This is a genomic window from Thermofilum adornatum (assembly GCF_000446015.1).
GTDB lineage: Archaea > Thermoproteota > Thermoprotei > Thermofilales > Thermofilaceae > Thermofilum > Thermofilum adornatum.
Genome location: NC_022093.1, coordinates 1,428,004 through 1,449,609, shown reverse-complemented (window position 1 = coordinate 1,449,609; position 21,606 = coordinate 1,428,004). Strand labels below are relative to the sequence as shown.

The window sequence follows — 21,606 nt, the reverse complement described above, 5'->3', positions numbered from 1 at the left end:
CAAGTGAGACTCGCAACTTATATCCGGCTTGTGCTTCCCGAACGCGTATAGAAATGTGAAGCATGCAACGTTTCTTGTCGCACTTCTGTTCCATCGAGTCTTTACAAGAGTAGTGTACCCAGTCTTTGAATTTCTACGAGAAAACTTAAGTAAGCTAATAAACCAAGTTTCAAATCGTGAAAGAAGTTATAGTGACAAGCGACTTCAAAGTCGAGATACCAGAGGAAGTGAGAGAGAAACTAGGTATCAAGCCTGGAGACCGCTTCATGGTAAGAATAGAAAAAGGAGCAATAATCCTCCAGCCCATCAAATACAGAGAAGCGTTGGAAAGGCTCGAAAGCATAGCCGACCGCTACCTCGCTGGGCCGAGGCGTATAAACGCGGTGAGACTAGTCGAAGAGTCCCTTGACAGGGAAGCAGGTATACATTGACACAAACATCTTCATTTATGTTGCAACAAGACTCCCAGACTATTACGCGAAGTGTCACGATGTACTCGAAGCTCTCGTCTCAGGAGATTTCGAAGCTTACGGATCAAAACTAGTACTCTTCGAGTTATTTGGAGCTCTCTCCAAATATAGCGTTGATGCAGCATACGAAACTTCACTCGCATATCTTTCACTCCCCATAAAGCTAATAGAACCCTCCCTAGAAGCACTAGAGTTAGCACGAGAAATAGCTCGCACTGCGCGCGTCACATATGATTCCCTACACGCTGCCCTAGCCATATCTTCTGGAGCCGACACCATAGTCACTGAAGACCTAAAAGACTGGAAGAAAATAAAGAACAAATGGAGACAAATATCTGCGAGATACAGCCTAAAAGAACTACACGTATACTCGCCTACCCACGGCTACCTCTAGCCACGAAGAAACAGCAATCCTAACGCGATAACACGTACTGGAAAATTAATTTTATGCCTCAAATCCGTTAAGAATAGGCGGCACTCCTTCTCGTTAACTAATCTAAAAATCAAACCTCTTATGAGACACAGGGTCTTTTTTAATTGTTAGCCGTATCTCTTTGATCTTCGCTTTAACCGAAGGATTAAGCATCTCAATTTATTCCAGTACCCTCCTCTCAGCCTATAGCCGAAACATTATCCAAAAACCCTTAAAACTTCATCCTCCCCTACCACTTCATCACTAGACTCAATAGTCTCTTTCTCGTCCTCAAGAGGCTCCTCCTCTGGTACAAGTTTATCAACAAGACTTTTATATAGGAGCCTCAGCTCTTTAAGCTCATCCCTTATTTCCTGCAACAATCCCACAACCTCGGACATTATACTCCTAAAACCGTCCACCCAAAACAAATATATAAGGAACGCGCCCTTCCCCAACATAAGAAACATTAGTCAGTTATAGCGCGCTATTTCAAAGCCAGAGACGACCAATCGCCAAAACACTAGATCTAGCTTATGCGTTCGACCACAAAGATGGATTTAAATTTAAATTTACATATATTTAGGTATAAACCATCCCTATAAACAAGTTTAGTGCTCGCTAAAAGTGCGCAACCTCCTGCCCTTTGAACCCACTTTTGGTAATGCCTAGGATTCAAACACGTGCCGACGACATGAACTCTTCTTTCTATCGGCTTATATTTATCTAGGCCATTAACATGGTAGGACATGGGGGTACTAAGCTTGCCTGGAGCTGAGCACCACCTCGCCCTCGCATTGAGATACCTGGAAGAGGGGAAGACACTAATCGAGAAAGACCCTGTTCAGGCTTCGGAGAAGCTCTACAAGGCCGCCGAGGAAGCCGTCAAGATGCTCGCTATAAGCTTCAACATGGAAGACATCCTCAAAACTGTTGATGAGAGGGGCAGGTGGACAGTTACAGAACTCGAGAAGGCAGTCTCAAGAATATCCAAGAAGCTAGGCGACTGGTTCAGCGCGACATGGGACAGGGCAAACTACCTACACGTCTGGGGTTTCCACGAGGCCAAGCTAGACTCAGAAGCCGTAAAGGAGAGAATGCCAGACATAGAAAGGATGATCTCTGAAACAAGGAAAATCATTTATGGCAACAACGACTAAACACATAGCGCCCCTAAAAGCTTGTCATGGGGCACACCCTGCAAAACATGTCCACTTCTCAGTCGAAGCACACCCTCATTCCACTCTACTATTTTCGCCACGCGTCTCAAACAGTGGTTCTTGTGGGAAACACTAAAACAACAATTCACCCAAAACAAATTGCCCCTAGTCCAAAAGAGGGAAGAAGCACCTTCTATAAGCACAAACTGACCAACCCACCTAAAACCGCCATTACCCCTACAGGCGCGCTATCGCCCTAAGCTTCTCAACAAACACTTTAACATCCCTCACCGCGAGCTCAACCTCCCTAGGCGGCATCCAGCCCTCATAAAAGTTCTGGTGAAGAGCATTCGCGGTCCTCCAAAGATACCTCAACATCACGTCCCCCGCCCTCTCGGCCAGCTCATCCATATAACCCCACAGCTCAGCATGACTCCTGAGCTCCCTCCCCTCCTTTGCCGCCACAGCTTTAACAATCTGGGCCGCGGCGCCCCAGGCCTTCTCAGATGCCTGCACATAGTCACCCCTAGCCAGCAACTCCTCTGCATCCCTCAGATACTTCTCCGACAGCTTCAAGTGCACCTCAAACCTAGCCTCCGGGTCGAGCGGCTCATTTAACATCCTCGACAAAGCCTCAACCACCAATTCCTCCTCGGAAACGCCAGCCTTCTCTGATTCCCTCCTCAATTTCTCCGCAATCCTCTTAGGCAGAACAATCAAAGAAAACCCCTATTATATTCCCAGTGACACCTGTGCTATAAACCTTGCGGAGCACTACAACAAATATACGCACAAAGTACTATCCACGCTACTCCTACCCATAATCATGTCAGGCTAGACGGCAAAAAGGAAAAATTCCGGTACAAGCTCCTATACGACTCTTCCCAAATGGAAAACACATCATATATATCCACATCCGCGCTACCCCCTCAATAAATGAATTTACAAATGAAGTGCTACTAGCGTAGCCCACTTGATACAGAATATACAACGAACCTCGGAAGCTTCAAAGAGCCTGAACCGAGTCTCAAACATTGCACAAACACACAGAGATAAAGTCAAAGCTCTCTTGTTACTTGCTAGCGTCACCATAAAGAAGCATTCAATTCAAAGCGGCCCCCAAAGAGCACACAAACTCTCAGACATACTACCTTTAAATCTGTTTTAGAGCAGAAACGCCACGCTTTCCTTAAGCTTACCCGTAGTAGGGTCTACTTCGAGACGCAGCAACTCAAGCGTTGTAACACCTAAAAGTGCAAAATCCATCTCATCCGACACCAACATAGGCACTGCCCTCCTCTTACCCATAACCTCTAGAACCCCTATACACTCATCAAGCTCCATAGAGCCCCTAGCTGTCAACACAACGCTCTTCCCAGTCACAGGAAGTTCAAGCTCTCCAGCAATCTTCCTAGAGATAACAGTGTCCATAGCCCCCGCATCCACAAGAGCCCTAACAGGCGCGCCCCTACCCGTAAACGGGTTCCGAACAACAGCCTCAACCCCTACGTGCCCACTCCCCGCCCACCTCACACGCCACCATAATCAAAGAGCTCTCACACTCCTAAAACCTCTACCCGTCACCAACATTCAAACCCCCATCGACACTAAACACTAATACGTTTTCCCCATCTCCAGGAGACGCCCGAGGGATCGCTGAAGACACTTTGAACAAGCGACACTTGCTTACTCTTTTTGTACTGCCTTGGCAGAGAGCCTGTAGACCACCTCCTTTGCCTCCTCTAGGAGCTTAACAGCCTTATTCCAGAAATTAATGAAGGTATCTCTGTCCAGGTCCCCTTCATAGAAGTATCTATGCAACTCCCTGCCCGTCATCAGAAGATGATAGAAGAGTTCCCTATGCTCCTCCTCGACATTATGGGTAACGTAGTTGTAGAGCTTGCCGTGGTCCCACCACGCAAAAAATACCCTCTTCAGGGACGCGTGGAGCTTCACCAGAGCCGTCACAGCGCCCCAAAGCTTTTCAGCCGCCTGCCGAGCATCTCTATCAACCAGCTCCAAGGCTTCCCTATAGTACCTCTCAAACATCTCCCTATACCTATCAACCCTACCCAAAGGATCCCCCCACCCATTCCTCAAATCATCTACAACATCATCAACACTCCAGCCCGTAGCCCAAGCCAACTCCCTCAAATTAGCCTCATCAGCCTCGTCCAGAGGCTTCTCTTCAACGAGCTTCCAAACCAAGACCTATCAGCATCAAACAGCAACCAAAAGCCGGTGCGCTGTAGCGCTCTAGATCGGCGAGCCCCTTGAGCAACATTCTTTCAATTGCTAGGAAGGGCTTCGAGTTGTAATTGACGATCACTGCCAGCACCTCGAAATCGTAGCTTTTTGTCGAGTAGCTATTAGGTCGAGACGTGCACTTCAATGGCTTGTGCTGTACTCGTCTAGCCTCTTGGCTTTTTGTTTAGTGAAGATGCTGTAGCAGGCTTTTTAGATTGTTTTGGGGCTCTAGTAGCTGTAGTTATTGGAAGCATGCGCTAAGGCCTCTGCCCCCTAAAGGGCGGCGTCCCTAGGCAACTCAGCTTCTCGTCCTATGCCCCCAGACACCGGGTACTCGGCGCAAGCTGAGCACTGAGGGGCAAACAGAGTTGGGGAACGTCCTGTACACACACGCATTCATCGTGCCAAGAGACGCACCAACCTAAAATCAGAACCCTTACAAGAGTTAAACAGTAAGAGCAACACGAGGATAGCGTGGCTAGCGCGCTAGAGATAATATAAAAGCCGCGCACCATCATTCTGTACAAGTTTTCTCAGCCAACTCTACCAGCCGCTTTATCAGGGGAATCCTCGCCTTCACATCCTCCACTTCTAGCTTCGCTTCGTGGAACCCCCACACATGCAGGTGACTCGCCGCATCCCAGCCGAGCTGAACATCTACGCCCAACTCGTCGGCCAGCCTCCTCACAGCTCTCTCAAGCAGAGCAACCGTCCACCTCCCCTTCACCTCGGCTTCCTTCACCTCGGGGAGACCCAATCGCTCAGACAGCGCTTTAACGCACTCCTCAGCAACCTTGTAAAGCTTCTCAGAAGACTGGACGGCATCCCCCTTAGCCAGGTACTCCTCAGCCTCGAAAAGCAAACGACTAACCAGCTCAAACCTCCCAGCAGCAACCACACACCTAGCATGACAATGCCTTTTAAAAAACCTTCCCCACAGCATGCCACCCGCCTAGACCATTGCAATCTTCCAGCTTTGGAACAAAAACCCTGAAGCTACAGGCGAGCGCGCACAACCCAAGCTTTTCCACGGAAAGAGTCCTGCTGGAAGGTCTACACTTATAATCCTAGCCTCAGGACCCGCAACATTCGTAAATAGTAATAGCCTGCCCTCCAGCCGTGCCGATTTCCAAAACAACCTTTGGTTTAAGCTCTGCCACGACCAAAAGAAGCTTAGCTATCTCACACCCAACCTGAATAGGCTTAATAGACGCTCCAAGAGCTTAAAAAGAGAATGCTAAGTCCAAAGCACCATACATATCAGCAATATTGCAAACAGCACTTCTAAACTTCTTTAGCATGAAAAGGCTAAAAATATATCCTAAAGCGAGCAAACTCGCAAGCGGAACTCTAGACCCCAGTTCGTGCGCTCGCACGTTAACTTTAAATAAACTATTTGAGAAAACTTCGTTGTGTGGACTTCTTCAAATAGTACTCAAGTCATAAGCAGAGCGATAAAATTAATTGTAATGATAATATTAATTATGCTGGGGACAGCAATCATTACCATGGGAAACGATGGTTCACTTCAAAATATCGTCAGTGATCATCTCGAGAATCATGTCGAATGGTTTGGCAACCAGCTAAAAGCGATAGGTTTGATCAATAACGTAACAAGCTTTAAAAAAACGATTATAAAATACATAACTAATGTAGTTTCTTTTTTGGGCTTTGTTATGCTAATAGTTGGATGTTGCTATATTATAATATCATGTCTTCTTCAGGACAATGAATAGAGAAAATTTATTTTTAAGGAATCAAGAAAAATAAAAAAATACAAATATAACTAAATCAAGAAGAACATTCATCAAAATAAACACAAAGAGACCCTACAGAAAAACGAATAAAATTGTTAACATACATTTTTCATAAACACATTAAGCTAATCTAAAAGAAGAAGAAAGACCGAGATCCTCTATCAAAGAAAAGCCTAGCCTGTCTCTTTCCCGAGCCTCCTCCTCACAATATACTCGATAGACTCCCTCGGGCTAATCAGCCTCCCTAGCCCAAGGAAGCCCAGCGTCCCCGAAACATCCAACCTAAACCTATACTTATCCCCCGGCCCAAACAGCGAAGGCAAGCCCTGGTCAACAACCTCGATCCTAGGCTCCAAAGCGCCCCCAGTAACCTCCCTAATAACGTCACGAACCATCTCCGCTATCTCCAGCACAGTATACGGCTCAGGATAGAAGAGATTCAAAACCCTCCTAAGGCTACCACCCTCCTTCTCGACCCTCCCGTCGAGAACCCTCACCGCGTAAGCCCTAAAAGCCCGCGCGACATCCCTAACATCCACATACAGCATAGGCCTATACATACTATGCCTAAAAAGCGTCAAAGACCCGCCCCTAAGCCCCCTCTCAATAGAAACTGCAGCCGAACCCCTCGCCTCCAAAAAGAAAAACACACACCAGACCCCCACGGGCAGAACACCGAGCAAGGATCCCGAAGAGCCCGAGCCAAAGCCACAAAAAGCCCAAAAAATGATACACCCACCCCACGAGTAAAAACCCAGCCAACAAAACAAAATAAACACAAAAACCAAACATCCAAGGCAAAAAATGTACAAGGTCACAGTCCAAGTAAAAGAAGTAAGGGGAAACTGCGCCCTAGGCTACAAGCCAGGAGACACCTTCACCATCGAAAAATTCTACATAAAAGACACAGGCAAAGGAATCTGCCTACACGCCCTAGCATCCATGCTCACACTCCTAGCCCCCCTGCTCAAAGGCGTACCAGCCACAGCCCTCGGAATCGGCAAACAAGAAGACACCGGCTACACTCAGTGCCCAGACCCAGGAAAACCCTACACCTGCGGGGGAACCGTAATATTCGAATTGAAACGTGAGAAAATAGAAGAAAAATAAAGAACTAAATCTGCTAGATCCCGAGCAGAGACAAAACAGAGTCAACTATCCTAACAGCCGCCCTCCCATCACCAAAAGGAAAAACTCCAGGCAACTCAACGCCACTACCCAGAGCCTTCTTAAGCTCAGCACAAACTCTTTAAAGACTCGTGAATTGTGAGGAGGGACCTAATTATTCAAAACCTAGTGCCAAATACGACGCCAGAATCTCCGTTACACGCACAGCCCACGGTTTTTAAAGCTTTCATAGCATGCGCTTTAAAAATAAACAAGAAATTATTCTAAAAATTTCCACTCTCTAGATATCCCTTTAAGATTTCAGCAATTTTCTCAGGAGCATGCTCGTCCCCCAATAGACCTTCCACATAGCCAGATGGGCGCCAATCCAGAATCCTCTCCGGATCCAGGCCAGACTCCACATCAACCAGCAACGCAAGCCCAGACTCCACCAGCTCGACCCACTCCGTGACCCCACGCAAAACAACTACGGGCTTCCTTAAGAGGTATGCCTCCCTCTGAACACCACCAGAATCAGTAACCACAAGCCGACTATTACTCAGCAACTTTAGAAAGTCCAAATAGCCCAAAGGCTCCGACAAAACAATACCGCTACCGCTAAGACCCTCCCAGAGACCCAAATCGACAAGCCTCTTCCTGATCCTCGGATGAACAGGAAAAACCACACGCTCCCGCCTAGCAAGACCAACCAGCAGACCAACAATCTTGGAAAGGCGTGCTGGGTCATCGGTATTCTCAGCCCGGTGAAGAGTTACAACCACATAGCCAGGATCCAGCCCAAGCCTCTCCAACACATGAGACCTCTCCTCCGCTATAGGAAGCCACCTCTTCAAAGCACGAACATGAACATCACCCGTAACAAAGACCCTGCCAGGAACCCGCTCAGCCAACAAATTCCTATACGCACTCCCAGTAGGCGCAAAAAGCAAATGCGACACATGATCCACAACCCTCCTATTCACCTCCTCCGGCATCGACATATCAAAACTCCTCAACCCAGCCTCCACATGCCCAACCCTAAACCCCGCCTTCACAGCCGCAAGCGCGCCACCCAGAGTCGAGTTCGTATCTCCATAAACAACCACAAAGTCAGGTCGCTCCCTCTGCAAAACCTCCTCCACCCGTTTAACAATTTCCCCCACCTGGTACCCGTGAGAGCCGCTCCCTACACCTAGGAAGTAGTCCGGCTCTGGAACCTCCAGCTGCTCGAAAAACACCCTATTCATCTCATAATCATAATGCTGGCCAGTATCCACTACAACGTGCTCGAAAAACCTTGAGAAGACATCGTGTACCGCTACCAACTTAACGTAATTGGGCCTAGCCCCGACCACGGAAAGAATCTTCATACAGCCCACTCCTCATTTTTAAATATTAAGAACCCTAGAGCGCGCTAGTCCTCAAAAACCCCTTAGACACTGAGTCACACAAAAGAACGTCCAGCCCAGGCTCCCTCAAATAACACCTACCATCATTCACAGCCTCAACCTTCTTAGCGTCAACATCCACACCAACAACTTCATACCCCTTGCCAGCAAAAACAACAGCAGTAGGCAAACCAACATACCCCAGCCCAATTACACAGATACGATTTGGAGTTAACATTATCTCACTCAATAATGGGTTTTTCTCTAATTTTACATTCATTTAAAAATTTCTTATATTTGACCAAGATCCAATATCCTTTTTTTATAATTCCAAGGAAATTATTAATAATAAACCATAATGGAAATGGTAATCTATGAAAAATACCTAACATCGATATTAATTCTAGATTTGGAAAATGCGCTTTGGCTACAAGCACGTAGCTCGGAGGTAAGAGTTTGTTAACCTTCTCCTCGTCCATAGAATGTAAGTGGCCCCACAATGGAGTCAGCTTTCCACAGTGGATACAGCGGGTATAAATAATCTTTTCCTTGTAAGGCACCGTGACGACGAGAATCCCACCTTTTTTCAAAACTCTATCGATTTCCTCAATAACCATTTGTTGAGAAGCTCGGGGCAAGTGCTCCAAAACTTCAAGTATAGCCACCTTATCTATTGAGTTGGCTCTCAAAGGAATAAAGCGCGCATCAGCGCAAATAAACTGGACATTACCCTTAGGTACCTTACGTTTGGCAATCTCGAGTGAGTGATACGAAGGCTCCAAACCCACCACGAAGCCGGCCTTTAAGAAGAAGCTAGTCACAAAACCATCACCACAGCCAACATCCATGATAACATCTCGCTCTCCAGGTTTTAGGAACCAAGCTGTTACTTGCGCCCTGCGTTCCTGCTTATGCCTCTCTCTTCCGCTCAAATCCCAGACACTCAGCTCGACAGGCTCTTCGGTTTCGCGTATTTCAGTCATGGCCTCCTCCTCTTCAACAAACGTTGCAATCTTTTTGCAATAAAAACACAGATAATAACTATAATCCAATACGAGTACTTCAGCACCAACGGCACAGATTCCCACTCTGAGTAAATGTTAAGGGAGGGGTCAAACATAATCTTAGAATTGCTAGCATCTACAAAGAAATATAAAAAGGAGTCATCACCACGAACAAATCTAAACGTTGCGTTTCCAATTACAATTAAGTCGCGAGCTAAGTAGGGATAAAGCAAGGATTGCCCAAACACCCCCCTAATAACCGAGCGCTGAGCCGTGAAAATAGGCCTCCTAGCCAGCACCAAGAATTTACCCTCAAATAATAAGTCTCCTTTCAGCTCACTAATAACGCCATCATCAAAATACACGCTAACGTTCCCATTTGGAACATACATCCTATCAGCTTCAAGCTTGGCGTAGAAACCTATGCCACCTTTAACGTTTGCCTGCACGTAAAAAGCATTGAGAACCTTTTCAGAGGGACTTTCGATTATTAAATATCTAACTGATGTTAAATTCTGAATTTTGTTATGCTGATAAACCCGTAAAGAGTCAAGTGGGATCACTAATAGATTAGACGCTGTCAGACTTAGATTATAAAAAGTAATATTGCTAGCAACCAAATTAGCATAATTAATTTCACTATAGTATCTCTCCGGTATAAAAGTAGAATTTATATGTGTTTTGTTATCTAGAATTTGTTCCCCATAAATTGTCAGGTTTTCCCCATATCTAATTTCCCCTGTTTCATTGGTGACAGGCTTTCGCTGAAAAACTATAAGCGTGCGGTTCTCAGCTTTTAGCCTCTCTAAGTTCAGGTAGTTACGAATGCGTGTAGTGATAAACATCTCTTTTACCTTTACCGCCCAAAAGCGATCCACACGCACCCCGATGGATCCCCCGCTAAAGCTTATGTTAAAACAAGTTCGATTTAATGCGTCTAAAGTCGTACAGAGTTCTCTCTTCGAAAAATTAAAGGAAAGATTCAATAAATGATCTCCAGTTACTCTATCAATATTCCCTAAAAAAATACCCGGCCAAGCTGGTATGCAATAAGCTTTACCGTTTGTAACCAAGCAGTTAAGCATGTATACCTTATTTTGCTCCGTAAACATTACTCCCACGTACCGATAGTTCCCCTCATCCTTGAAATCATAAATGAAGTAAAAATAGTTTAGAACCTTTGGGTTGTACTCCCTCACCTCAAACCTCACGGTAACATTTATCGCCTCAGGGAATAGATAGAATGGGTTCCTCCACACCACAATGTTGCCTAGTCTCTCCTGGCGACCACCAAGCTCGACTGACTCAGAGTCGAGATTCACGGAACCGCTGGTAAATGCAATGGGGGTGCTGAGTAAATCAATGGTAACTGTCCTGTTCTCCTCTGATGTGTCATAAGGCAGGACAATAACCCTGTAGCTGTAGAGAGAGGGGTCAATCCCCAGCACACTTGTGAAGTTCACTCCCGCCAGCGAGAGGAGGAGGTAGGCCTCGTCGACTGACTCGTCCCAGACGGGCGGGATCGCGAGCGCCACGCTTCCGTTGGGGACCGGCGGCGCCAGCAGGGGCGCGTCGTACACGTCGATCGAGCCCACGCTGAACAGCTTAGGCAGGCGGGGCAGGAGGATCCTGCCGATCCAGCCAGAGCGGGCGGGCTGCGAGTTCGTCGCCCAGTTGATGTAGACGTAGGGCGGGTCTAAGTTCCTAGCCCTAAAGATCGCGAGCGAGAGCTCGGGAACCTGCCACCGCCAGCTGTAGGAGGGATCCGCGAAGACATAGTAGATCGGCGCCGCGAAGGCAGAGGCGTCCCTGCTCCGGAGCGTGGGCGAAAAAACCCACCGGTTCGGGTTGGCCCATAGCAGCTCGCCCAGCTTATCGAAGGCCGCCTTCTCGGTATCGCTTATCCTCCCGCGCTCACTCGTGATGCCCCAGTACGAGGCGCTTACCGCCGCGTTGACGGCCAAAAGGGCCAGCAGAAGGCTGAGGATAGCGACTCTCAGGGATCTGCCACGGGCGAGTCGCTCTAACGCGTAGGCGGCGGGTGGCGCTAGCGCGATGTAAACGAAAAGGACGAACCTCTTTTCGCCCCAGTAGCCCGTGTCGATCCCAGAGGCGTTGAAAAAACCTAGGGTTCTGCCCACAGCGACAGCGAGAGCCGCGAGCAGACCCAGCACAGCGACTGGAGCTTTCGAGCCTTCGCGAGCTAGCAGCTCGTAACCGTATAACCCTAGCGGCAAAGCTGCGCCCAATAAGATCGCGTAGATGAACCAGGGCACCAGACCTACAACCCATCCCGGATCCGCCCTGCTCGTAGCGAAGGTGTTGGAGGGGTCTAAGGCGACGGAAACCCCTAAAATAAGCAGGAAAGTGCCCAACGCCGACGCTACAGGGGCTCGCACGCGCAAGCGCTTGGCCAGTCTCGCGAACAAGGGCTCCAACCCTATACCGAAAGAGCTGAGGGCGAGCGCGGCTGCCGCTGCTAGTGCTGGCGCGAAGAAAGCCGCAACGCGCAGCAGCATAAGGTTCTCTAAGCGGGGCGCACCCTGAAGAGCGAGGTAAACCGTTGCCATATTGAGCGCTCCTCCCGCGAGCGCGCCTGCATGCGCTCCCAGACAGATGGGCTTCAGGGCGCTGGAAAGGCTTTTGCCCCAAAGGAGCGCCAACAGCGTGAGGAGCGCTGCCGCCATAATACCCTGCGGGGGGTGCGTGGACAGCATCGAGAACATCAGCAAGCCGGCTGCGACAGCAGATCCAGGAAGCGTGCCCTGCAGCTTAACCATCTTAAGAAGGAGGGACAGGAAGAGAAGAAAGGCGGCGACCGAGAAGGGCTGAGGTACGGGCCACATAAGCGGAAACGGTATGTACATTAAATTTCTGTACACTTTTTCGCTACCGCTCGCCAGAGCTGCGAAGTACGCCGCAGGGCTCGCCGGCCTGTTGAGGAGGAGGTAGAGCCAGCCCAAACCCGAGAAGACGAACGGGAGTATCAGCGCAATGTTTCTGGATGCGGGGTTCCCGGCGACATTAGCGGTAAGCTGGGCTAGCGCCAGCGTGCTCAGGAGAGCTACGGGCAGGAGAACGCTGTTGAGAAGCGGAGCGTCGTAGCAGTTCGCCAAAAGCATGAGCCCCCCTTCGAACGAGTGGAAAACCAGGTAATTATCGGGGCTGAGGCTTAGGAATTTCCAGGGGTTTCTTACGAGATTTACCGACCACATGTAATGTCGCAGCATGTCCTCGCCCGGAAGATACACATCGTTTGGATAGTATATCAGGTAGAAATTATAGATGAGCGTTAACCAAGAGCTTATGAACAAAAGACTATCACCTTTCATTTCAATTAATTGGCTTTTAGATTTTTTCGAGTAGATACCAACAACATGGATTGTATGCAAAGCCACAAGCACCAACACAGCGTAGCGGTTTCCCGGAAAGCCTAAGAAAAGGGAAGCACCCAACGCTATAACTCCGAAGAACGTTGAACCAATGATGAAGGAAAATAACGCGAAGCCTACTGCATCGTCAAAAATCCCTCTGAGCTTTAATGCCTCTGCCAACGAAACTCCGACTACAGGGGCAGCGTACATTAGCGCAAGGAACAACGCCAGCCAGGGAATCGGTATTATGCTTGCAACAACCAACGCGACAAAGCCTGCTACGAGTAAAAGTGCGACGGTTCTTCGCGGCAACCGTAGCAGTATACGAAGCTGCTTACCAGGCCTCCAAACGGCGATGAAAAAGGAAAACGCAATCAGCGAGGAGTGTATCACCAGTTTTTCGGGCCACGGGTAATAAACATAGATGGCAACGATGAAGGATAGCAAGGATGCAAGAAAAATTACCAGTGTCACTAGCAAGATCTCGCTTCTCATAACAGCGCGCCTTACAGAGCCAGCTACTCCTCCCTTGCTCACGGGTTAAGCATCCCTCTTGGGCTCCAGCAGTTCGCGGAGCAAGCTGTACAGCTTCTCCGCAGCTCGGCGCCTATCGATAAGGAGTCTTACGCGAAGGACATTAGCCCTGATGCTTTCCATAGTGCTTTCGTCAAAGATTTTTTCCAAAGCTCTCGTAATGCAATCAAGGTCGTGCTGCTCGCACGCAAAACCCACCCCCCACTTCTCGATCAGCCTCCAGAGCTCCGAGCCGCGCCTACTCAAAGCTATAACGGGGAGGCCGCAAGCTAAGTACTCATAAAACTTCACTGGTATTGCCGGGTCGTACAGCTCCGAGGTCACATGCGTGACGACCCCCGCGTTCGCGGCTGAAAGGACCTCCGCCAGCGTACGCGCATCTAGTATCGGTTGCAGAACCTTTATGTTGCTGGATAAATGCAGCTCCTTCGCTATTCGCACAAACTTACTCGCATATGATGCGTCTCCAAAACCTCCGACGAGCAACAATACCACTTTCTTCTTTAGCGCATTCGACAACCTAGCTATTCCATGAAGGAGGGGGATAGCGTCGTAGTAGCCGCCTAAGCGACCGCTGAAGACAAGCACTATGGCATCATCGTTTAGGCCAAGTTTTCTTCTAACTTCGCTACGAGGATAAGGCCGAAAAATTTGCGTATCAGCGCCATTCATTACAAGATGTGCAACTATGCCTTGTTGTGCGAGGAGCCTAATTAAGCCAGGAGTAACCGCTAGAACAAGGTCAGATTTACGCATAAGTATGTAATCAAGCAAAGTAAGAAAACCAAAAAATTTTCGAGTAAAACCTTTTGTCCAGCTTGGCCAGTATTCCAATGGATCACGTACATCTATAACTATTTTTGCATCTATTAACCTAGCTACTAAATATGCGGTGGGCAATGTTTCAATATAAGGTATAGAAATATAAACTATCTTAGGTTTTAACACGGGTAAAATTATTAATAAGGGGAAAGTTCCTATGAAATTAAAGATTTCAATTATTAGAGCAAATATTCCAATACGCCATTGCAAATTAAATACTCTGAACTTGTCGTATTTTATTCCCCTAATAGCTTTAATCATTTTAGAAGTTTCTCTGCCTAATTCAATTGCTCCTATGACAGTTACATCCATTTTGTATCTAGAGAGAAAGTTTGAAAAATATTCAATTCTTCTCCAAGGTGCTCCTGCTAGAGGAAAGGTGTAGTTACATACTATTACAAGTTTTGTATCTTTACTCATTTTGTTTCTATCTATCACAATTTATTAATTTTTTACGCTTTATTTTCGAGTTAATTGCAGAAAAGTGAAGTACCATCTAAGGGCATCTGTAGTTTTTCTTTTCGTCTTCCATAAATTTTTAAGCTCTATTCCTCTTTGTTTAGCTAGTATATCTATATAATACCTCATTTGAATATTTTTCCTGAGTTTCCTTAGTAGAGCTCTAAAACAAATAAGCAATTTTAACGGTTGTTTAGAAATGAAAACGGATGAAAATGCAATCGTTCCAATTGTTCCAAGAATCATGAAAATTGGTGCACGAAACTGTACAAAGATATTAACAGCATTATATAAAGTATACGGATCACGATGTATTTGTTTTAAGGAATCGTGATATACTATACAACTGGGTATAAGTAAGAGTTTATAGCCCAATACTTTTGTGAATATTGACAGAAACCAATCCTCATAGTAGGGTGCTACAAGATAGGTGGGTAAGTATGTTCCAAAAATTTTCTTTGATAGTTCGAGCACCTCTCGTCTGATGATGAGTGCTGCACCTCTTGCTAAGACTATCTCTCTTCTTTCATTGATTTCTGCTAAAACTTTAGTAAATCTTTCTCCAAAACAACCGATTATACCTGTTCCTAAGCTACTGAACTCATCCCCACATGAGTCTAAAATGTGGGGATGCCGATACTGGAGTAGGAGACATTGCGTAGCTCCAATTTTAGGGTCGCTATTAAAAATTTGGAAAACATTTTCTAGTGCTTCATCATGCAAATATGTATCTTGATTTAACATAAATATTAGTTTGCCTCTGGCAAACATAATGCCTACATTATTACCTCCCATAAAACCGAGATTTTTATTAAGACATTTAACGGTAACTCGACTATTTAAATTTAATCTTTCTATAATAGTTTTAATTATGTCTTGAGTTCCATCTGTACTTCCGTTATCTACTATTATTATTTCAATGTTTGGATGTCTATTAAGTATTCTCGATAAGGAATTAAAGAGAGTTCCAATATAGTGTTTGCCATTCCATGTAACAATGACAATGCTAATATAATTATAATTGTTATTTACGTTTACCATATTGCTACTTTTAATTTGAAACATTTGTTATGAGATGCGCGCTTATAGATTTTTCTTAATATCATGACAAGAAGGACCTAAAGGTATCCACTATAATGGCTAAGGGTGATTTCCACATTTTTAAACTTTTTAGAATTTTTTTCGTTTCAAAATATTGATGTAAAGTTATCCTGAATTGTGCTCTTCGTGCAACTAAATTCTTATTGAAATAATCTGAAGTTATAAATCTGTATACTTCAATTATGCTTCTAGAAAGATTTTTATCTTTTTTTACTAAAGAGAATGCGAAAATAAAGATAGAGAAAGAAAAAAGTAATAAATATGCAAAGATACGATCAACCCCTTGAATTAAAGTGGAGACATAAATATAATTGCCAGGCAAATAGGCCTTTATTTTATTGGTATCATTAAGCCCTTTCCTCTTAAAGGTAAAACTTTCACGATGAAAAAGCACTGCTGTTGGAACAAAAATAATTCTAAAACCTAAAAGATTTAATAATAATCCTAAATCAAACTCTTCAACGCCTGCAAAATACAATTTATAAAATCCTCCAATTTTCATGAATATACTTCTATCAATAAGAAGTGCTGCACCAGTTCCAAAACCAGTTAAAGAAAAAATCTTCTTTTTTTTCTTATTCACAGCTTGTTTCATGAAATTTCTGAAATCTGATTGCCCAAGACAACGCCCATAATATCTATAATGACCACCCACAATGGATAATAGTCCTCCTGCTGAATTGATACAAGTTACCTCAGGATAATAGAAATGTAAACCAACTGCGGCTACAACGTTTTTCATTCTACTTCTTACATACTCTAAAGTATCTAGTAATACTTCCAGGTAAAAGGGATGAAAAATTATATCATTGTTAGTAGCCAAGATGTATTTATATTGAGCATATTTGGCGCCAATGTTAATCGCATTGCCATAACCTAAGTTTCGTGAAAATTTTATACACCTAATTCTAGGAGATTTATACAATTTAGAATATGTTTCACATATCTGTGTGCTTTTATCGGTAGAATTATTATCAATTACAATTATTTCATAATTACCTTTTGAAAGTGTTTGATTAATTAAACTTCTCAAACAAAAAGGTAAAACTTTTTCACCATTGAGATTGGGTATAATTATACTTATCCCACTTTTCATATTATGAACACCCTGGAAAATGTTTTTCATTTAAAAAAAGATATATCAGCAAAGCAAGCAATAAAACAGTAAAAGCATAATAGGCGTATCTGGCCAATTCATTAGAAATCTCATATTTTCTCAAATATACATTATTAATAGAAACACTTAGCAGAAGTAAAACAACAATAAGAAAACCTGTAACAAAAACATTCAAAAATAACTTTAGCAACTTTTCTACAATCGCGCCACGCGTGCACCCCATTTTTAGGAACATTAACAACGACGTCATGTTATGTTTGTAGTTTTAAGCCTTTTTTGGTTCTTGCTATAAGTAGTAAAAGACTTAATGTTATTGAAGGTAAAATACTAAAGTTTTTGATAAACTCTTTCTTATTCTTCTTTAAAATTTTTACAGTCCTGTAAGCAAATATAAAATTCTTAACATAATTTGAAAGAAATATAATAGACAAAAATGCAGAGGTCATTCCCCAAAGAATTATTAAAAGATACCTAGCTTTTATATCAGTAACATATGATGGCGCAAGCTCTGCCAGTAGTACACCCTCGAACCATTGTGGACTTTTAAGTTTGACCTGGGGGGCGTAGCTTGCGCTCCCGAGATGGTAGGCGACTACAAGGGGAACGTGGAGTAGGTTGTAGCCTGTGCTCCATAGCCTCAAGCCGAGGTACTTGTCGTCAAAGTAGGCTTCTACCGCGTTGTGGAAGGGTTGGCCTAGCTTTTCTATCGCGTCGGCTCTGTATACGGAGAAGGCCCCGCTGAGGAAGCTTGGGTGGCATGTCTTCGCGCACTTGATCGTGTAGCCCCTGCATATGGGGTAGGTTAGCCCGAATGTGTCTATGGCGAAGCCCGCGTTGTCTATGAGGCGTGGGTTGTCTGCTTGCATTAGCGTGCCTTGGACGCCTGCTACGTTGTCTATCTCGAGGTACTTGAGTAGCTTTGCGACGTTGTTCGGCACGATTACGAGGTCGTTGTTTAGGAGCATGAAGTACTTGAACTTCCATCGCTTGAACGCATAGTGCCAGGCGATGTTGACAGCTCTTGCGAACCCATAGTTTTTGCTCAGCCTTACAGCCTCCGTGTCGACGCCGAGGCGCTTTGAATGCTCTTTTAGCTCCTCGAAGCTACCGTCGGTGCTGTAATTGTCGACGAGGAGAAGCTTGATCTTCGTGTAGCGTCCTAGATCGGCGAGCCCCTTGAGCAACATTCTTTCAATTGCTAGGAAGGGCTTCGAGTCGTAATTGACGATCACTGCAAGCACCTCGAAATTGTAGCTTTTTGTCGAGTAGCTATTAGGTTGAGACATGCCTATCAATGGGTTGTGCTGTACTCGTCTAGCCTCTTAGCTTTTTTAGTGCGGATGCTGTAGCAGGCTTTTAGATTATTTTTGAGTTCTGGTAGCTGTAGTTATTGGAAGAATATGCGATCCATGTTGTAGGAGTAGTGGTAGCCAGTGTGGAGAACGAAGAAATTCTAGGTTTCGTTGTTCAAGTTCTTTGACTATTGTTGCAAGATTTAAGATTTCTGGGCAGGCTCCGAGAACTTTTGCTAGTTTCGTTGTTCTGCCCGGATGAGATGTGCTGTTAGTGCTGTTGCCGCTGTTTGGGCGCCTAGGACGATAAGTGTTAGGGCTAAAGCGTTTTCTCCTCGTAGCGGTAGATATCTGTATCCTGATTGTATCCATATGGCGAATAGGTAGAGTGTGTAAAGTAGTCCCAGCGTGATGAGGGTGGCGGCTATTGCTAGGGTTTTTTCGACTGTGAGTTTTACGAGTATGTTGGTGATTCTGCTTGTGGGTTTTCCGGTTGTTTTGGCTAGGTGGAGGTCTGCTATTAGTCCGAGTCCTGTGAGGGTGTTTCCTAGTATTGTTAGCATGCTTCCTAGTATGGCTGAGTGTATTCCTGGGGAGTATCCGAGGTTGGCACGTAGGACTGAGGCTAGCATTAGTGCGATGCCTGTAATGAGCATGGCTGCGCCGGGGATGTAGTAGAGGAACTTGGGGGCTAGTATGAGTAGGTATTTTAGGTGGCGCCAGCCGTCACGGAAGCTGTTTAGCTTTGATTGTGTTCCTTCTCTGCGTGGGTAGTAGGTTATTGGGACTTCTGTTATGCGGAGTTTTAGGTAGGCGGCTTTTGCTAGGAGTTCTGAGGCGAACTCCATTCCTGGGGTGTTTAGGTTTAGTTTTTGTATTGCCTGTCTCTTGGCGGCCCTGAAGCCTGTGTGGGCGTCGGAGACGTTTGTTCCGTAGAACTTGTTGAGGATGAATGTTAGGAGGGGGTTTCCTATGTACCTGTGGAGCCATGGCATTGCGCCCGGCATTATTTTGCCTTTTAGGCGTGTTCCTAGGACTATGTCTGCCTCGTTTTGGAGGAGTGGCTGTAGGAGTTTTGGTGCTTCTTCTAGGTCGTATGTGCCGTCTGCGTCTGCCATGACTATGTATTTGCCCCTTGCGTGCCTGAGGGCGTATATGTAGGCGTAGCCGTAGCCGTGCTTGTCTGGTGTGACTACTTTTGCTCCGAGGCTTGTGGCTATTTGTGGGGTGGCGTCTGTGGAGTTGTCTGGGACTATGATTTCGTATGTTAGGCCGAGTTGCTGGGCGGCTTTTTGGGCTTTTTGTATGACTTCTGCGATTGTTTTTTCCTCGTTTTTTGAGGGAAAAATGAATGTTACGTCTGGCTCCTCGCTACTCATATTTTACCTAATAGACCATTTCACAAGTATTTTGCTGGTTGCCTTGAGGCCCCATGCTGGTATTTTTTATGATTGTTGTGTGGTTAGGATTTCTACTTCTAGGTCGAGGTCTTTTTCTAGGGTCTGCTTGATTGGCTCAAAGTCGGTTTTGTCCGCTGTGATGATGCATTTGACTCCGTGGGTTTTTAGGAGGTTGGCTATTGCTATGTGGAGTAGGTCTTTTGTCCTTATATTTATCCATGAGAGCTTTATGGCCTCGTGGAAGAGTTTGGCTATTTTTGTATTGTTGGTTGTTTCTATTTCGTAGAGGTATTCCTGTTCGATTACTTCGATGTGGAAGCCGTTTTTAATGTAGGAAATGATATAGTTGAGAAGGGCCTCGCAGCGTTGGTTTGGGTTGAGGTTTTGGAGGAGCCGTATGTATTGGGGCAGGGGCTCGGCGAATATGTATTTGCCTTGCTCGAGTTGACTTAATGTGTGTAGAGTGTTTCTTGTTACCTCGACGAGGGCATAAGTTGATGTTACAAGTCTTGTTCCCTGCATGTTGAGATGGTATACTCTTTCTAATGAGTTTTTGTGGTGGGCGTCTGTAGGGAAAAGCAGCGCGATTATTATGTTGGCGTCTAGGTAGCAGGCGGAGCTCATTCCTCGCTGAGTTCTTTTGTGAGGTCGACGGGGTGGGTTAGTGTGAAGAGGGATGTGTTCATCTTGGCGAGTATTTCTGCCAGTCTTTTTCCAAAGTCAGACGGGCTTAGATCCATTTCGCCTTTCCAGACAACGAATACTGGCACCCTTGTTTGAGGGTATAGTGTGTCTGCAAGGTTTTCCCATATCTTGAATGCTTCGCTGGCATTTAGGTCAAGCTCGATGAGTATGTAGGGACCGATGTTGGGAGAGCTGGATATTGTTATGCCTTGGATTTTCTGGGGATGAATGAGCCGAGGTAGAACTTGTTGCATAAGAGTTGTGAGCAATTGGGTAAAGTTGAATTTAGTGAAAAGTGAAAGAGCCATTTGGCTCCAGTCTTTTACAATGGGGAGGCTTCGTATTGAGATTTCTATTCTATTACTACTCATTTTTATCTTTGATCTCTTGCAGTTTTTGAACGAATTTCTCCCAGCTTGCTGCTATTTCTTCCAACTCAACAGCAATTTGTTTCTTTTCCTCTGGACTTAGTGAGCCAAAGTTTACGAGCTTGCTATAAAGCACTGAAAATCTCACCATGGATGCCATAAAGCTACCAAATACTTCGATAGGAAGCTCTTTTGAAAGTTTAGCCAGATTTTCGGGTTTAAAAAGCTCGTTGAGTGCATTGTCGAGACTTTGTCCTTCTGATTCTTCATACTCGGCAATTTGTCGAATTATTTTGCCAAGAATTTTCAGTAACTCAATTAAAGGAGCGAGTCCTTTCGTAATTCTTTCAGGATCAGTATTCATAAGTATGCACGCGCTACCACTGCTGATATTACTTTGCTACTGTCAATCAGAAGTTCCATTTTTGTTTTAATTCTCCCCAAATTTTTTCCTTTAGCTCTTCATCTATTCTGGCTATTTCGTTTTCATTCACGGCTCCGGCGATCTCTTCTGCTACAAAGTACTTTAGTAGGAGTTTTTTGAATTCTTCGACAGCAATACGCTCCATGGCCTTTCTAAGTAGCTCGTCTTTTGATATGAGAATCCAGATGTCCTCGGGGACACTAATGGAAACAGTCTTGCTCATGGCTTCGATATTGAACTTTGACTACTCTTATATTTTTATCGCTGACCCTTGATTCGCTTAAGTCTTTCTTTATGATCCCCTGGCAATCACACGTGCAAGGATCCTTTCTTGACGACTTTGTCCCCAGACTTAGCGCTTGGAGCCGAGGACGTGGAGGTAGTAGCCCCTATACATGGCTTCATCTTGCTACGGCTTCTGTTGCTCTCTTCTTCTTGCTTCTCAAGAGGTATGAGTGGCGTGTCTGGCTCTCGCACGTTCATCTC

The 21,606-nt window shown here is 45.4% G+C and carries 24 protein-coding genes; 4 read left to right on the top strand and 20 right to left on the bottom strand.

Annotated features, from left to right (window positions below; genetic code table 11):
* Positions 1-176: 176 nt before the first annotated feature.
* Both N186_RS07830 and N186_RS07825 read left to right on the top strand, forming a co-directional pair.
* On the top strand, positions 177-431 hold the full coding sequence (locus N186_RS07830) for an AbrB/MazE/SpoVT family DNA-binding domain-containing protein (protein WP_020963262.1): 255 nt from the start codon (positions 177-179) through the stop codon (positions 429-431).
* Positions 406-864, top strand: coding sequence for a type II toxin-antitoxin system VapC family toxin (locus tag N186_RS07825; RefSeq protein WP_020963261.1), 459 nt, complete (start codon positions 406-408; stop codon positions 862-864). The genes N186_RS07830 and N186_RS07825 overlap by 26 nt, the downstream gene beginning before the upstream one ends.
* A gap of 236 nt (positions 865-1,100) precedes the next feature.
* Here N186_RS07825 and N186_RS07820 read toward each other — a convergent pair whose 3' ends face one another.
* Positions 1,101-1,283, bottom strand: coding sequence for a hypothetical protein (locus tag N186_RS07820; protein WP_148682156.1), 183 nt, complete (start codon positions 1,281-1,283; stop codon positions 1,101-1,103).
* Positions 1,284-1,631: 348 nt separating this feature from the next.
* On the opposite strand from N186_RS07820, the gene N186_RS07815 reads away from it, so the two are divergent.
* Positions 1,632-2,042, top strand: a complete 411-nt coding sequence (locus tag N186_RS07815) for a PaREP1 family protein (protein ID WP_020963259.1) — start codon at positions 1,632-1,634, stop codon at positions 2,040-2,042.
* Positions 2,043-2,279: 237 nt separating this feature from the next.
* On the opposite strand, the gene N186_RS07810 is transcribed toward N186_RS07815, so the two are convergent.
* From N186_RS07810 to N186_RS07785, 5 genes are all read right to left on the bottom strand, one after another.
* Positions 2,280-2,762, bottom strand: coding sequence for a PaREP1 family protein (locus N186_RS07810; RefSeq protein WP_020963258.1), 483 nt, complete (start codon positions 2,760-2,762; stop codon positions 2,280-2,282).
* A 444-nt stretch (positions 2,763-3,206) separates the two neighbouring features.
* Positions 3,207-3,575: an aspartyl protease family protein gene (locus N186_RS07805; protein WP_020963257.1), complete on the bottom strand. Its 369-nt coding sequence runs from the start codon at positions 3,573-3,575 to the stop codon at positions 3,207-3,209.
* 153 nt (positions 3,576-3,728) lie between these two features.
* Entirely contained in the window at positions 3,729-4,250 is a 522-nt protein-coding gene (locus N186_RS07800) for a PaREP1 family protein (RefSeq protein WP_020963256.1), read from the bottom strand.
* 553 nt (positions 4,251-4,803) lie between these two features.
* Positions 4,804-5,187, bottom strand: coding sequence for a PaREP1 family protein (locus tag N186_RS07795; protein ID WP_020963255.1), 384 nt, complete (start codon positions 5,185-5,187; stop codon positions 4,804-4,806).
* 1,032 nt (positions 5,188-6,219) lie between these two features.
* The gene (locus N186_RS07785) at positions 6,220-6,696 is read right to left on the bottom strand and encodes an NAD-dependent epimerase/dehydratase family protein (protein ID WP_148682154.1); all 477 of its coding nucleotides are present in this window, start codon (positions 6,694-6,696) and stop codon (positions 6,220-6,222) included.
* Between the two features lie 154 nt (positions 6,697-6,850).
* On the opposite strand from N186_RS07785, the gene N186_RS07780 reads away from it, so the two are divergent.
* Positions 6,851-7,156 (top strand): TIGR04076 family protein, encoded by a 306-nt coding sequence (locus tag N186_RS07780; protein WP_020963252.1) that lies wholly within the window; start codon positions 6,851-6,853, stop codon positions 7,154-7,156.
* A 281-nt stretch (positions 7,157-7,437) separates the two neighbouring features.
* Here N186_RS07780 and wecB read toward each other — a convergent pair whose 3' ends face one another.
* From wecB to N186_RS09755, 14 genes are all read right to left on the bottom strand, one after another.
* A complete protein-coding gene (gene wecB, locus N186_RS07775) occupies positions 7,438-8,523 on the bottom strand; it encodes a non-hydrolyzing UDP-N-acetylglucosamine 2-epimerase (RefSeq protein ID WP_020963251.1) in 1,086 nt (361 codons plus the stop codon).
* Positions 8,524-8,557: 34 nt separating this feature from the next.
* Positions 8,558-8,731, bottom strand: a complete 174-nt coding sequence (locus tag N186_RS07770; protein ID WP_420804541.1) for a hypothetical protein — start codon at positions 8,729-8,731, stop codon at positions 8,558-8,560.
* Positions 8,732-8,783: 52 nt separating this feature from the next.
* Positions 8,784-9,524: a class I SAM-dependent methyltransferase gene (locus tag N186_RS07765; protein WP_020963249.1), complete on the bottom strand. Its 741-nt coding sequence runs from the start codon at positions 9,522-9,524 to the stop codon at positions 8,784-8,786.
* Positions 9,521-13,456, bottom strand: coding sequence for a hypothetical protein (locus tag N186_RS07760; protein WP_148682152.1), 3,936 nt, complete (start codon positions 13,454-13,456; stop codon positions 9,521-9,523). Before N186_RS07760 ends, N186_RS07765 begins: the two co-directional genes overlap by 4 nt.
* Before the next feature lie 3 nt (positions 13,457-13,459).
* A complete protein-coding gene (locus tag N186_RS07755) occupies positions 13,460-14,695 on the bottom strand; it encodes a glycosyltransferase (protein WP_148682151.1) in 1,236 nt (411 codons plus the stop codon).
* A 39-nt stretch (positions 14,696-14,734) separates the two neighbouring features.
* Positions 14,735-15,775, bottom strand: coding sequence for a glycosyltransferase (locus tag N186_RS07750; RefSeq protein WP_187147013.1), 1,041 nt, complete (start codon positions 15,773-15,775; stop codon positions 14,735-14,737).
* A 61-nt stretch (positions 15,776-15,836) separates the two neighbouring features.
* Positions 15,837-16,931 (bottom strand): glycosyltransferase, encoded by a 1,095-nt coding sequence (locus N186_RS07745; RefSeq protein ID WP_052885565.1) that lies wholly within the window; start codon positions 16,929-16,931, stop codon positions 15,837-15,839.
* A 272-nt stretch (positions 16,932-17,203) separates the two neighbouring features.
* Positions 17,204-18,238 carry a glycosyltransferase gene (locus tag N186_RS07735; RefSeq protein ID WP_020963243.1) on the bottom strand — a complete coding sequence of 345 codons (1,035 nt, stop codon included), beginning with the start codon at positions 18,236-18,238 and terminating at the stop codon, positions 17,204-17,206.
* Positions 18,239-18,480: 242 nt separating this feature from the next.
* Complete coding sequence (locus N186_RS07730) at positions 18,481-19,623, bottom strand: glycosyltransferase family 2 protein (protein WP_020963242.1); 1,143 nt, start codon at positions 19,621-19,623, stop codon at positions 18,481-18,483.
* 66 nt (positions 19,624-19,689) lie between these two features.
* Positions 19,690-20,166, bottom strand: a complete 477-nt coding sequence (locus N186_RS07725; RefSeq protein ID WP_338065612.1) for a hypothetical protein — start codon at positions 20,164-20,166, stop codon at positions 19,690-19,692.
* A gap of 98 nt (positions 20,167-20,264) precedes the next feature.
* The gene (locus N186_RS07720) at positions 20,265-20,699 is read right to left on the bottom strand and encodes a hypothetical protein (protein WP_020963240.1); all 435 of its coding nucleotides are present in this window, start codon (positions 20,697-20,699) and stop codon (positions 20,265-20,267) included.
* Positions 20,692-21,060, bottom strand: coding sequence for a hypothetical protein (locus N186_RS07715; RefSeq protein ID WP_020963239.1), 369 nt, complete (start codon positions 21,058-21,060; stop codon positions 20,692-20,694). Before N186_RS07715 ends, N186_RS07720 begins: the two co-directional genes overlap by 8 nt.
* A gap of 46 nt (positions 21,061-21,106) precedes the next feature.
* Positions 21,107-21,343 carry a hypothetical protein gene (locus N186_RS07710; RefSeq protein ID WP_020963238.1) on the bottom strand — a complete coding sequence of 79 codons (237 nt, stop codon included), beginning with the start codon at positions 21,341-21,343 and terminating at the stop codon, positions 21,107-21,109.
* 86 nt (positions 21,344-21,429) lie between these two features.
* Positions 21,430-21,603 carry a hypothetical protein gene (locus N186_RS09755; RefSeq protein ID WP_020963237.1) on the bottom strand — a complete coding sequence of 58 codons (174 nt, stop codon included), beginning with the start codon at positions 21,601-21,603 and terminating at the stop codon, positions 21,430-21,432.
* Positions 21,604-21,606: the final 3 nt, after the last annotated feature.

Coding starts and splice junctions, on each gene's coding strand:
- N186_RS07765 (WP_020963249.1), bottom strand. CDS start 9,524: ATGACTGAAATACGCGAAACCGAAGAGCCTGTCGAGCTGAGTGTCTGG.
- N186_RS07815 (WP_020963259.1), top strand. CDS start 1,632: ATGGGGGTACTAAGCTTGCCTGGAGCTGAGCACCACCTCGCCCTCGCA.
- N186_RS07745 (WP_052885565.1), bottom strand. CDS start 16,931: ATGAAAAGTGGGATAAGTATAATTATACCCAATCTCAATGGTGAAAAA.
- N186_RS07725 (WP_338065612.1), bottom strand. CDS start 20,166: ATGCAGGGAACAAGACTTGTAACATCAACTTATGCCCTCGTCGAGGTA.
- N186_RS07750 (WP_187147013.1), bottom strand. CDS start 15,775: ATGGTAAACGTAAATAACAATTATAATTATATTAGCATTGTCATTGTT.
- N186_RS07780 (WP_020963252.1), top strand. CDS start 6,851: ATGTACAAGGTCACAGTCCAAGTAAAAGAAGTAAGGGGAAACTGCGCC.
- N186_RS07755 (WP_148682151.1), bottom strand. CDS start 14,695: ATGAGTAAAGATACAAAACTTGTAATAGTATGTAACTACACCTTTCCT.
- N186_RS09755 (WP_020963237.1), bottom strand. CDS start 21,603: ATGAACGTGCGAGAGCCAGACACGCCACTCATACCTCTTGAGAAGCAA.
- N186_RS07820 (WP_148682156.1), bottom strand. CDS start 1,283: ATGTCCGAGGTTGTGGGATTGTTGCAGGAAATAAGGGATGAGCTTAAA.
- N186_RS07720 (WP_020963240.1), bottom strand. CDS start 20,699: ATGAGTAGTAATAGAATAGAAATCTCAATACGAAGCCTCCCCATTGTA.
- N186_RS07710 (WP_020963238.1), bottom strand. CDS start 21,343: ATGAGCAAGACTGTTTCCATTAGTGTCCCCGAGGACATCTGGATTCTC.
- N186_RS07735 (WP_020963243.1), bottom strand. CDS start 18,238: ATGTCTCAACCTAATAGCTACTCGACAAAAAGCTACAATTTCGAGGTG.
- wecB (WP_020963251.1), bottom strand. CDS start 8,523: ATGAAGATTCTTTCCGTGGTCGGGGCTAGGCCCAATTACGTTAAGTTG.
- N186_RS07730 (WP_020963242.1), bottom strand. CDS start 19,623: ATGAGTAGCGAGGAGCCAGACGTAACATTCATTTTTCCCTCAAAAAAC.
- N186_RS07715 (WP_020963239.1), bottom strand. CDS start 21,060: ATGAATACTGATCCTGAAAGAATTACGAAAGGACTCGCTCCTTTAATT.